The organism is Bacillus sp. ISL-4 (genome assembly GCF_018613275.1).
Classification (GTDB): Bacteria; Bacillota; Bacilli; order Bacillales; family DSM-1321; genus Peribacillus; species Peribacillus simplex_E.
On sequence record NZ_JAGGQN010000086.1, the window covers coordinates 1 to 11255 of the forward strand.

Here is an 11255-nt window from a genome sequence, read left to right on the forward strand (position 1 = left end):
TAAGTCCTTACAATGATTTTATGTTCCACGCCAGCAAACTCTGCCGCCTTATTTAACTGTCAGTAAGTCGGAGTAGGGGAATGGGGTGTATTCATAGTCATAGACCTTCGGGAAGCAATTAGCGATATACATNNTTGTTTGCCTTTAAGGTTAGTTTAGCTTTTACGAATTAAAAAAAGTGGAAAAAGTTAACTATCCATACAATAAGTTGAAATGAAATTCCTTGAAAATTTAATTTTTTTAAAATATGATAGCGATAATTTGAAAGAGGGGCTGGTAAAGTGCAAAGTCTAAATAATCATGTTTCAAAGTTTTTGCCAGGTTATATTACAGTAACTGCAATCTTTTCTTTTTTTAAACCTGAATTTTTTTCTTGGTTTTATGAGAGCACCAGTTTTTTATTAGGCTTCGTTTTATTTTTAACAGGTCTAACAATGTCCTGGAAGGATTTAAAGGAGGTGAAACGATCAACCTTAGTTTTGTGTACGGGAATCGTTCTTAAATGGACATTAACTGTCCTAGTTTCTGTAATTTTAGCAAAACTATTTTTTTGGAAATATCCTGACTTGGCGGCAGGATTGATATTGACTGGAAGTGTACCAAGTGGAACAGCGGCCACGTTATATACCTTTATAGCTGGAGGCAACACTTCTTTGATTGTAGTCATGGGTATTATTGATGTTTTTATTTCCCCAGTTTTAACTCCTTCCATAATGCATGTGTTTGCTGATAGCAGTGTTCAAGTTTCTTTTGTTGAAATGGCGGAAAAGATGCTTATTATTGTTATTTTGCCCATTATAGCTGGTATGTTAATTCATCATTTTTCTCGAGGGAACATTCACAAAATCCAACCATATTCAAAGCTCATCTCATCACTTACAATTATTTTAATTGTTTTAAGTGTAGTAGGGAATGTAAGCAGTCAGGTTATTGTACCAACAAATCTACTATTTTTTATTGCTTGTGCCGTATTTTTACAAGTACTCTTACCTATGATTGGCGGATATAAGTTTGCACTAATGATGGGAATAAAGAAAGAAAATGCTATTGCAATTTTATTTGAAGTGGGGTTGTGTAATTCAGCACTAGCAGCAATTTTAGCGCTTGAAGTATTTGGAGAAATCGCGGCTGTGCCAGCAGTTATTAATATGATTTTTAATTTATCATTAGGATCTTACTTTTCAAGTTACTTCTCAAGAAATAGTAAAAAAAGTATTAATTTACAATAATGTTGACTTTTATGAATAATTGAATTATTCTGAAATCAGTAAAATAAAACCATGGTTTCACAATGTGAAACTAAAGAAAGCGAATGAAGTATAGTGGATTATAATATCAAGAGTGTAGAGAGGGCTTTCGAAATAGTTGAAGCGCTCGCTTTAAAATCAAGACTACCTTCCGAATTATCTAAACAACTCAATATTAATAAAAGTACTCTTCATCGATTTTTATCCACTCTCCAAGACCTTGGATATGTAGATAAACACTCAGATAACTCTTTTTCTTTATCGCAATCTTTTATTAACCTAGGTGTTAAAGCACAAAATCAATATAATATTGTTGCTATTTGCAAGCCATACTTACTTGAGCTTGCAGAGAGGTTCCAGGAAAGTGCCCTATTGGCAACATTTAATGGATACCGTTGTCAATATGAAGATAAGATGGAAAGTTCCTATACAGTAAGAATTGTATTTGATTCAGGTAAAACTGCTCCAGCACATGCCGTTGCATCTGGAAAGGTATTTTTGGCTTCCCTTGAAAATGAACGCCTCCATGAATATATGGAAAGTGAACATTTTACTTCTTATACGAAGAACACGATTACTGATAAAGATGAATTAATAGCTGAACTTTCCACAATTAAAAGACTTGGCTATGCCGTGGACAATGAAGAATATGAAATCGGTCTTCAGGGATTTGCTTGTCCTATAAAAGATGCAGAAGGAAAAACTATTCGAACAATTTGTTTAGCTGGTATTGCTGGCAGAATAAAGGAAAGAAATAATCCCAATGACATTGTGACTGCATTACTTAAAGCTTCACAAGAAATTTCAACTAAGATGGGGTATCAATCGTCTAAAAGCCTGATAACACCATGAAATGGTACCTTTGAAGTAACGGGCCACATGCTTGAATATACAAGAAATATCAAAATTCTCGTAAACTTAAATGTATTCGCTTCGATAAAAATTCTAATATTACAAAAAGGTACATCCAGTCTTCATAAGACTGTTAAATAGCTCAAATGTAAGCGCTTTAATTTCGGTGGAGCTCTATAAAATGTACATGTAATCTACTACTCAATTTTTAGGAGGAATATCCATGGCGAGAAGACTTGAAAATAAAGTAGCAATTATTACTGGCGGAGCTCGAGGTATTGGTGCAGCTTCTGCAAAAGCATTAGCCAGAGAAGGATCACATATAGTCTTGGTTGATCTACTAAACTGTGAGCGGACTAAAGAAGAAATTCAAGAGATAAACCCGTTAACTAAAGTGTTTATTTACAAGATTGATATTAAAGAAAGAGATCAAGTGGAACAGGTGGTAAATGAAACGGTTGAACACTTTGGAAGCATCGATATAATAGTGAACAATGCAGGTACCTGCTCACGCCTTGATTTAGAAAGCATGACAGATGAAATGTGGTTCAGAGACATCAATACTAATCTGCGAGGAACTTTCCTTTTTTCACAAGCAGCTATTTATCCACATATGAAACGGCAGAAATCAGGGAAAATCATTAATATAAGTTCTATTTCGGGGATTATGGGGGGACCGATTTCAGGTAAAAAAGGGGAAAAAGGCGAAGAAAGTGGTCGTTCGGGTCCGGCTTATGCAGCATCTAAAGGCGGTGTAATAGCTCTTACGAAATGGATAGCAAAAGAAGTGGGAGAATTAGGAATTAATTGCAACAGTATAGCTCCTGGCCCTATAGAAACAGTCATTACCAAAGGAATGAATTATAAGTTGGACCAGGCGATTCAACGAATAGGGACACCCGAAGACATTGCTGATGCAGTTGTTTACCTTGCTTCTTCAGGATCTGATTATGTAACAGGTGAAGTACTTAAAGTATGTGGTGGTTCTGCCATTGGTTAATCTTTCAGAAGGAAGTAAACCCACGACTCGCCAAAGTCATTCATATAAAGCTAATGAAAGTTTTACAATTTTTGGATCACTTTCAGCAGGATCTGACCTTATGAATGGAATATTAAAGCAATGCGAAAAGCATAACATTAAATCTGGCATCGTTTCTTGTATCGGTTCACTTAAGGAAGTGGGATACGTACTTTTCAAAACCTTGAATGGAATGCCTTTAGGCTATGGAAGCGAAATTACTATAAAAAAACCTGTTGAGCTTATAAGTGGGACTGGATTCATCTGTGAAAATGAATCTAAAGAATTGGATATACATTTTCATGGCTTAGTAATAACCGAAGACGGGGAAATGGGTGCTGGACACTTTCTAAGAGGAAAAAATCCAACACTGATTACAATAGAATTTTCTATAACAGCTAGTAACAAAATTGAAGCTGTTCGTGAATTTGATGCAAACTTAGGGTTTAAAGTAATTAACTTTTCCAATCATTAAGAGGGAGGAATTGAACTGGAGACATTAAGTGCATTAGCAAAAAAAACACTTATTCAGTACAGTAAACAAATAGCAGTGAAAGATTCCAGAGGTACTCTCACATTTAGTCAACTTAGAATGAATGCATGTCGGCTGGCTCATGCTTTTATAGAGGAAGGATTACAAAAAGGGGACCGTATTGCTGTTCTTATGAGTAATCGGAGAGAACATATTGAACTTGATATTGCTGTTGCGCTAGCAGGTTTGGTAAAGGTACCTATAAATTATCGTCTACATCCAAAAGAGCTTGAGTATATAGTAGATAATTCCCAAGCATCGATTTTAATTGGGGAAGAAGAATTAATTAACCCTGTTCGGTTATTAATTAAAAAAATAAATATTGATACAGAATATGAATCATTTATCAGTAATCAACTAACTGATTTTCCTGATATTGAAATAAACCAAGATGATTTGTTCGCCCTTATGTATACTTCAGGAACTACAGGTAAACCAAAAGGGGCAATGCTTACTCACCGCAACATGATTTCGAGTGCCCTCTCATTAAATATGATTTGTGAAATTACACATGGAGATACTATTGGCCATGTCGCTCCATTAACTCACGGGAGTAACTTTTTAGCACAATGCGCATTGTTTTTTGGTTTAAAACAAGTCATTTTCAATAAATTTGAACCTGATGATTTCATTGATGATTTAGAAAGAGAGAAAATATCAATCATCTTCCTGGTTCCTACCTTAGTAAACTTAATGATTCACGGAAAAAATTTTAATCCAGAAAAGCTTCGATATGTTAAATCCATTAATATGGCAGGTTCCCCCATTTCCGTCGAAAAGATTCATAAAGCATTGGGCTTATTAGGGCCGATATTTGCCGAAACATATGGTCTTGTTGAAGCACCAATGGTCATAACCATGATGCCAAAACAAGAGTTGGAAAACCATCCTGATTCATGTGGTGCAATTGGTCCTTTTGTAGAAGTTAAAATTTCCGATCCCAACGGTAATGAAGTTACAAACGGAGAAATCGGTGAAGTAACTTGCAAAGGGTCTATAGTAATGAAAGGTTATTGGAATAATGAAAAAGCAAATAATGAGTCATTTAAAGATGGCTGGTTTTATACGGGTGATCTTGCTTGGCGAGATGAATTAGGATATTTACACCTTGTTGATCGTACAAAAGATGTAATTATTACAGGTGGAATGAATGTCTACCCACGTGAAGTGGAAGAAGTAATAAATCAGCATCCGGCCATAAAAGAAACTTGTGTATTCGGGATCCCGGACGAACAATGGGGTGAAACTATCTGTGCACATATAGTATTGAATGAACAATTGATAAATCTAGATAAAGAGGAAATTATCATACTTTGTAAAAAGAACTTAGCTAGCTATAAAAAACCACGTTTTGTTCATATTGTAGACTCCTTACCGAAAAATAGTTATGGAAAAATCCTCAGAAAAACTCTGAGAGAAAGTTATCAACCTCAGGGAGGAATACGATGACAGCTGTTTCTATCATAGGAAGTGGAATAACAACATTCGGAAAAAAAAATGAATCCATTAAATCCATGCTCATCAAATCTTGCAGAGATGCACTTATTGAGGCAGGACGTCCAAAAGTGGATGCTGTATTTGTTGGGAATTTTGCTTCAGGACCGTTAGCAAACCAGGAAATATTAGGTTCGGTTCTTACTAATGAACTTGGGCTAGGCAGTATTCCATCCGTAAAAGTGGAAGGTGCCTGCGCGTCGGGAGGATTGGCCTTTCGCCAGGCTTACCAGCTAGTAAAAGCAGGAGAGTACGATACGGTTCTGGTTGCAGGAGCTGAAAAGATGACGGGCATGGATACGGAAAAAATTACAAAATCTATTAATCTTGCCATGGATAATGATTCTAATGAAGGGGCTTCTGGCCTTACCTTTGCAGGCTTTTTTGGAGTCGTTGCCAATCGGTATTTTTATGAATACGGAGCTGAAAAAAAACATCTGGCAATGGTGGCTTTAAAAAATAGACAATACGCTATATCGAATCCCATTGCCCATTTCAGGAAAGAAACTTCTCTTCATGAAATAATGAATGCCCGCCCTGTTACTGACCCTCTTGGATTATTTGACTGTTCCCCTATATCAGATGGAGCTGCTGCTGTAGTGCTTCAAAAAGGAGAAAATGGGGTTGAAATTTTGTCTTCAGGACAGTCATCTGGGTCCCCCCTTATGCAGGAAGTAAAGAATCTTCTTCATATTTCTGCCACCTATGAATCTGCAAAAATAGCCTACAAAGCGGCAGGTCTTGAGCCAAAGGATATTGATGTCGTTGAATTACATGATTGTTTCTCTATGACGGAAATTATTGCGATTGAAGAACTGGGTTTCTTTGAAAAAGGAAAAGGGTGGGAAGCCGTTGAAAAGGGTTTAACGAGACACGGCGGTACTGTTCCTGTGAATACTAGCGGAGGGTTACTTTCAAAAGGACATCCAATAGGTGCTACTGGCATTGCTCAAATTATTCAGATTGTTGATCAGCTAAATGGAAAGGCATGCAATCAAGTTGAAAATGCGCGTATCGGCCTTGCACAAAATTTGGGAGGTATGGGAGCTTATTCTACCGTCCATATACTCCGAAGGAAGGGGGCATAATATGGAACTATCAGCAAAGTATTGTATGGAATGTGACCAGATTCTTAGTACGGATAAATATCATTGCCCTGTCTGTTTTTCGGAAAAATTAAAAGATAGACAGCTAAGCGGAAAAGGTGAAGTTTATTCGTATACAAAAATCCATGCTGCCCCTGAGCAATTTACAGATCAATCTCCTTATTTTGTAATATTGGTACATCTAGACGAAGGGTTAAAAGTAACAGCGAGATTCAATGAGAGCAGTGTCCATATTGGTGAAAAGGTCGAGCTAAAAAGCGTTAAAGACAGGGCCTATTATTTTAGCCGTTAAATCATCTTTCCCCCAATTAAGTAAAGTGAAAGAATTCCAAGGGAAATAGACGCAGTATTCCAACCTAGCGATTCGGCTCCAGTTTAATAAATCGAATTAGAGGAGCGTCATAATATGAGAATTCCAAATGCACGTTGGTACAGAATCGGTTTATTGCTATTTTTAATATACTTAGCAGCTTTTATGGATCGGTCTAATATAGGGATGGCTGCTCCACTGATAGTGAAATCACTGGGAGTTTCATCGACAGCTATCGGGGTTGTGCTTTCTGCATTTTTTTGGGGATATGTAATAACTCAGGTACCAGGAGGATGGGCCGCAGGAAAGTATAGTGCAAAAAATGTAATAGTGATTTCCTTAGTTGTTTTAGGTATTTCAGCGATTTGTACAGGTTTGATCAAAAGTTTTGACATGCTTCTATTTTTTCGATTTGTTATGGGGTTAGCGGAAGGTGTATTATGGCCGGCATTCTCTATTTTCTTTGTAAATTGGTATTTAGACAAGGAGAGAGCTAAAGCGGTAAACTTTGCTGAGATGGCTCTACCCATCTCTTCCATTATTATGGCTCCACTAGCTGGTTGGATGATCACGCAATGGGACTACCATACCATGTTTATTTTACAAGGCGCTCCACCTCTAATTTTAGCCATCTTGTTCGCATGGCTTGCGGCAGATTCCCCTGAGAAGGATAAGCGACTCTCCAAAGTAGAACGGGATTATCTTGTAGAAAACCGTTCAACAGTGATAAAAGAAAAAGGATCCTTTTTAGATGTAATAAAAAATTATCGTGTTTGGGTATTTTCTTTTATCTATTTCTTATGGATTACCGGTGTATACAGTTTTGGTTTATGGATGCCAAGTCTAATAAAACAATTAAGCAACAGTGGCATTGGTGCCGTTGGTTGGATGACGGCTATCCCATTTGTTTTAGCTGCGGTTTTTATGTATATTAATTCAGTGTGGTCAGACCATGTAGGGAAAAATCGAGTTTTATTTGTTTCAATCCCGCTAATGATAGGTGGTATAGCACTCGCTGCTGAGCATTTCATATCAGGAGGACTTGTGCTTAACATGGTTCTCCTGATAATAGCAGGAATAGGAATTTATTCAGCTTTTGGTCCATGGTGGGCATGGGCTATGTCCTTCTTTCCAGACAACCAAGCAGGTACAGCAAACGGGTTAATCAATATGTGCGGAAATATTGGCGGAATTGTTGGACCTATCGTTGTAGGTGCTGTAGCAGAAGGTAGTGATTTATCTAATGGTTTTTACGTATTAGGCTATTTCTTAATGGCTGGTTCTATACTTGCTTTAGTTTTTGGAGTGGTACTCAAGTCGAAAAATGAAGCAACAGGCCATAATGGAATAAGTGAAACAAAAGGACAATCCATATAATAGATCAAATAACAGATAAAATCCATTGGGAATTTAACCTTAACTTTTTGAAAGGTGAGTTCATCATTACGATGTATAGTGACAACTAAAAATTGAAACCAAATCCAAAAATGGTCGAGGCGGGTATTTTGTTGCCACTATTTAAATGGTCTACCTGTTCTCCCTCCCTTGTCCTTTTTTACATTAACAAATAGAACCCGTTCGTAAAAGTACACTTTTACGATGAAGTGAACCCAAAAAGTTAGACACTTTATTTACTTAGGCAGCCTTGAGGGCATGAATCCGGTAATCTACCGGGCTCATNNGAGACAATTTCCTTTGCGGGACATGCTTTGTGTAATGTTATGTTTTTTCAAGTCATGCGAGTATTGTTTCATCTGATAATGCCAGCCCTGATCTGAATGGAGAATGGGTGAATCTTTCGATTCCAAGCGATATAAGTATAGTTTCTCCCCAGCTAGATGGAATTCCGTGACGTCTGTTACCCATTTTTCATTGGAATTTGCCGCCTTGAAATCACGTGCTAGAATGTTGGGCGCAATCTTGCCGATGTTCCCTTTGTACGAACGGTATTTCTTCATGCGAACCAATGACTTCAATCCTAGTTCATTCATCAATCGGAGAACTGTTTTATGATTATCGTGGTCATGGATATGCCATTGTTGGACACTACTCAATTTAAGGACAGTTTAGGGACCTTCATCGCAGATCTTGTTTTACCTGGATGGCGGAAGAGGAGAGGGACCGTATACGAAAACGGCAGCGTGAAGGAATTGATGTTGCTTTACAAAACGGTGTGCCCTTCGGTCGACCGAAAGCCAAAGTAACTGAAGAGTTTATAGAAGTCTATGATTTATGGAAAGCAGGAGAAATTATAGCCGTAAAAGCCATGGCGGAATTAGGCGTAAAAAAGACGACTTTTTATAAATTAGTTAAAGAGTATGAAAATGACTTTAAAAAGATCACTTTATAATAGAAGAAACTCGTCAAAAAATTAGCCGGCTATCCCTAGATATTTCGCTTCATTGTGGATGATACCCATCCTGGGTGACTGAAGCATATACACTTTCAGCCCTCCTTTTAGAATTCGCATGAACATCAAAATAATTAACAAAACAAAAATCAAAAAGTGTCAAACAACGAAATCTCCAATTTCATGAAGAAGCAAAATAAAGAAGAACCGATTAATACAACATTGGCGGATGCTTTGGAAAAACTGAAATTCGATAAATAAATGGAACTATTTGCATTCTTCTTTCCATGGAATTGTCACACAGATTATGTACGCCAAATAAGCGCGTGATGTTCGAGAAAATGGAATAGAAATAAACAAGAGTTGCAGCTTGTTTTACCGAAGCAGCAACTCTTTGTTTTATAAGATGGGATATAGGAAATCCCATACATTTTAACTCATTATTTTAATGGTTGTCCTTCAAATGCGTTAACATTTAAAGGTGAAGAGAGGAATTCTTTAGCTTTACCAACAAACGAGGTGAAGTGCTCACTTGAATTATGGCTTGCAACCGCTAGATGATCTTGCCAAACTTCAACCATTGTAAATTCATTGTCTTTTTCTGTAGCTTTGTGAAGATTGTAAGAAACATTTCCACTTTCCGCTCTTGAAGCTGCGATTAGCGGTTGAATCTCCTCTAGAAATGCATCTTGTTTTGCTGGATTAATATTGAATACGGCATGAATGATAATCATTAAACGTCATCCTCTCTTTTGTTAAGCATAAAAAATTTAATGAATGGATTCTTTATTACATTACTTCCATTGTGCGACTTTATCAATTGGAAGACGAACTGATTGATGGCCATTATCTGCTGCTTTACCGATTGAAATTAGCATAACTGGTACGTATCGATCTTTATCTAATCCAAAAGTTTCTGCAATCTGGTCTTTTTCATAGCCACCGATTGGATTTGTATCATAGCCATAAGCACGAGCCGCAAGCATTAGTTGCATGGATACAAGACCACCATCAACTAGAACGACCTCTTTCATCTCTTCACTAGTGATTTTTTCGAAATATCCAGCAAATGAGGCTAATATGTTTTCTTTTACTTCTAAAGGCATAAGCCCTAAATCTACAGCTTTACCGTAGATTTCTTCGCCGTTATCAAAATTGTTCATATCACCAAATACGGCAATTACTGCGGAAGATGTTTCGACTTGATTTTGGTTAAAGCGAGCAAGAGGTGCAAGTGTTGCTTTTCCCTCAGGACTATCAATTACAAGAAAGCGCCATGGTTGCATATTAACTGAAGAAGGAGCAAGTGTCGCTAAGGTAAGTATTTCCTCCATTTCTTCCCTACTGATTTTTACGGATTTGTCGTAATTTTTTATGGAGCGGCGTCCTGTGACAATTTCTTTGAAATCATTTGTTAATTGTGCTGTAGTAGTCATAGTTGATAGTCTCCTCTTTTTAACTTTAGTAGTTTAATTTATAGTTATTCTCATTTCAAATTGTAACGAATCAAGTGTTAGACTTGGCTTATATTTTTTTGAATGCGTGTCAGCATATCTGTTAACTCTTGACGTTCTTCTTCTTTAAAATCTTTAAGCATCAAAGTGACAAAACGAGCCTTTTCAGCTTGGTAGAGAATAATTTGTTTGCGACCATGATCTGAAAGACAGACAAGAGTAAATCGATTATCCTCCGGATCTTTGCGTCTTAAAATCATCCCAGTCGCTTCAAGTTGTTTTAAATGCCGGGTAATCGCTGCACCGTCAATGTTAACCTCTTTTTGAAGTGCTGTTTGACTAATTTCATCAACTTGATAAAGCTGATATAAGATATCATGTCTTGATTGACTAATGCCCGTACAACTTTCAAATTTTGAACTTATCTGTTTGTTAAGGCAGCTCATTATATATAAAATAAAAGATTCATTAGAACATGAATTCGTCAAGAAACACCCTCTTTTCATACGTTAGAAAAATAATTGATAGCTCAATAGTTGATGCGTCAATTAATATACTATACCCTAAATAATAAAGCAAGTATTTTAGTACTGCAACTTTTGCTTGTATGCAAGAGCCTACACTTATCAAGAGTGGAAAAAAGTACAAGAAGAATGGGGGAACACTCTGGCAAAATCAAAAATAAACATACATGTAAAAACTAAAATTAAGGGCATGGGATCAACGAATTATCAATAGGACAAAAGCTTTCATAATGGGGATGCTGAGAACCGATCCCGGTTTCTAGGATAAGGTCCCTTTTAGGGATTAAATCTGCAGGCTTTTTTTGTGTAATCAAAAATAACAGATTCCAGATAAAAGTCGTATAAAACGTAAAGACTAATGTTATAAT

Annotated in this window: 12 protein-coding genes and 2 pseudogenes; 10 read left to right on the forward strand and 4 right to left on the reverse strand. The window is 36.8% G+C overall.

Translation table 11 applies throughout. The features are described 5' to 3' along the window. Positions 1-281: 281 nt before the first annotated feature. The 8 genes from J7J00_RS27565 to J7J00_RS27600 all read left to right on the forward strand — a co-directional run bounded on the left by J7J00_RS27565 (position 282) and on the right by J7J00_RS27600 (position 7936). Positions 282-1229 carry a bile acid:sodium symporter family protein gene (locus J7J00_RS27565; protein WP_214796364.1) on the forward strand — a complete coding sequence of 316 codons (948 nt, stop codon included), beginning with the start codon at positions 282-284 and terminating at the stop codon, positions 1227-1229. Positions 1230-1322: 93 nt separating this feature from the next. Further along, entirely contained in the window at positions 1323-2099 is a 777-nt protein-coding gene (locus tag J7J00_RS28755; protein ID WP_214796366.1) for an IclR family transcriptional regulator, read from the forward strand. Between the two features lie 223 nt (positions 2100-2322). Beyond that, positions 2323-3099, forward strand: coding sequence for an SDR family NAD(P)-dependent oxidoreductase (locus J7J00_RS27575; protein ID WP_214796368.1), 777 nt, complete (start codon positions 2323-2325; stop codon positions 3097-3099). Beyond that, the gene (locus tag J7J00_RS27580; protein ID WP_214796370.1) at positions 3092-3592 is read left to right on the forward strand and encodes a PPC domain-containing DNA-binding protein; all 501 of its coding nucleotides are present in this window, start codon (positions 3092-3094) and stop codon (positions 3590-3592) included. The genes J7J00_RS27575 and J7J00_RS27580 overlap by 8 nt, the downstream gene beginning before the upstream one ends. Positions 3593-3643: 51 nt before the next feature. Beyond that, a complete protein-coding gene (locus J7J00_RS27585; protein WP_309487262.1) occupies positions 3644-5098 on the forward strand; it encodes a class I adenylate-forming enzyme family protein in 1455 nt (484 codons plus the stop codon). Beyond that, on the forward strand, positions 5095-6231 hold the full coding sequence (locus tag J7J00_RS27590) for a thiolase C-terminal domain-containing protein (RefSeq protein ID WP_214796372.1): 1137 nt from the start codon (positions 5095-5097) through the stop codon (positions 6229-6231). The genes J7J00_RS27585 and J7J00_RS27590 overlap by 4 nt, the downstream gene beginning before the upstream one ends. Before the next feature lies 1 nt (position 6232). Beyond that, positions 6233-6541 carry a Zn-ribbon domain-containing OB-fold protein gene (locus tag J7J00_RS27595; protein ID WP_214796374.1) on the forward strand — a complete coding sequence of 103 codons (309 nt, stop codon included), beginning with the start codon at positions 6233-6235 and terminating at the stop codon, positions 6539-6541. A gap of 114 nt (positions 6542-6655) precedes the next feature. Then, positions 6656-7936, forward strand: a complete 1281-nt coding sequence (locus J7J00_RS27600) for an MFS transporter (RefSeq protein WP_214796376.1) — start codon at positions 6656-6658, stop codon at positions 7934-7936. A gap of 305 nt (positions 7937-8241) precedes the next feature. On the opposite strand, the pseudogene J7J00_RS27605 reads toward J7J00_RS27600, so the two are convergent. Continuing rightward, a pseudogene (locus tag J7J00_RS27605) lies at positions 8242-8574 on the reverse strand (IS3 family transposase); the annotation flags it as partial. Here J7J00_RS27605 and J7J00_RS27610 point away from each other — a divergent pair. Continuing rightward, positions 8575-8909, forward strand: a pseudogene (locus J7J00_RS27610) (recombinase family protein); the annotation flags it as partial. It lies immediately after the preceding pseudogene. A 440-nt stretch (positions 8910-9349) separates the two neighbouring features. Here J7J00_RS27610 and J7J00_RS27615 read toward each other — a convergent pair. The 3 genes from J7J00_RS27615 to J7J00_RS27625 all read right to left on the reverse strand — a co-directional run bounded on the left by J7J00_RS27615 (position 9350) and on the right by J7J00_RS27625 (position 10851). Then, positions 9350-9643: a putative quinol monooxygenase gene (locus J7J00_RS27615; RefSeq protein WP_214796378.1), complete on the reverse strand. Its 294-nt coding sequence runs from the start codon at positions 9641-9643 to the stop codon at positions 9350-9352. Between the two features lie 60 nt (positions 9644-9703). Then, a complete protein-coding gene (locus tag J7J00_RS27620) occupies positions 9704-10345 on the reverse strand; it encodes a nitroreductase family protein (protein ID WP_214796380.1) in 642 nt (213 codons plus the stop codon). A 77-nt stretch (positions 10346-10422) separates the two neighbouring features. Continuing rightward, positions 10423-10851 carry a MarR family winged helix-turn-helix transcriptional regulator gene (locus J7J00_RS27625; protein WP_214796381.1) on the reverse strand — a complete coding sequence of 143 codons (429 nt, stop codon included), beginning with the start codon at positions 10849-10851 and terminating at the stop codon, positions 10423-10425. 115 nt (positions 10852-10966) lie between these two features. Here J7J00_RS27625 and J7J00_RS27630 point away from each other — a divergent pair, with 115 nt between their 5' ends. Then, the gene (locus J7J00_RS27630) at positions 10967-11101 is read left to right on the forward strand and encodes a Ger(x)C family spore germination C-terminal domain-containing protein (RefSeq protein ID WP_214796383.1); all 135 of its coding nucleotides are present in this window, start codon (positions 10967-10969) and stop codon (positions 11099-11101) included. Positions 11102-11255 lie beyond the last annotated feature (154 nt).

What these genes read in the sequence shown, in the direction of transcription:
- J7J00_RS27600 (WP_214796376.1), top strand. Translation starts at nt 6,656, where the DNA reads ATGAGAATTCCAAATGCACGTTGGTACAGAATCGGTTTATTGCTATTT.
- J7J00_RS27620 (WP_214796380.1), bottom strand. Translation starts at nt 10,345, where the DNA reads ATGACTACTACAGCACAATTAACAAATGATTTCAAAGAAATTGTCACA.
- J7J00_RS27575 (WP_214796368.1), top strand. Translation starts at nt 2,323, where the DNA reads ATGGCGAGAAGACTTGAAAATAAAGTAGCAATTATTACTGGCGGAGCT.
- J7J00_RS27615 (WP_214796378.1), bottom strand. Translation starts at nt 9,643, where the DNA reads ATGATTATCATTCATGCCGTATTCAATATTAATCCAGCAAAACAAGAT.
- J7J00_RS27595 (WP_214796374.1), top strand. Translation starts at nt 6,233, where the DNA reads ATGGAACTATCAGCAAAGTATTGTATGGAATGTGACCAGATTCTTAGT.
- J7J00_RS27590 (WP_214796372.1), top strand. Translation starts at nt 5,095, where the DNA reads ATGACAGCTGTTTCTATCATAGGAAGTGGAATAACAACATTCGGAAAA.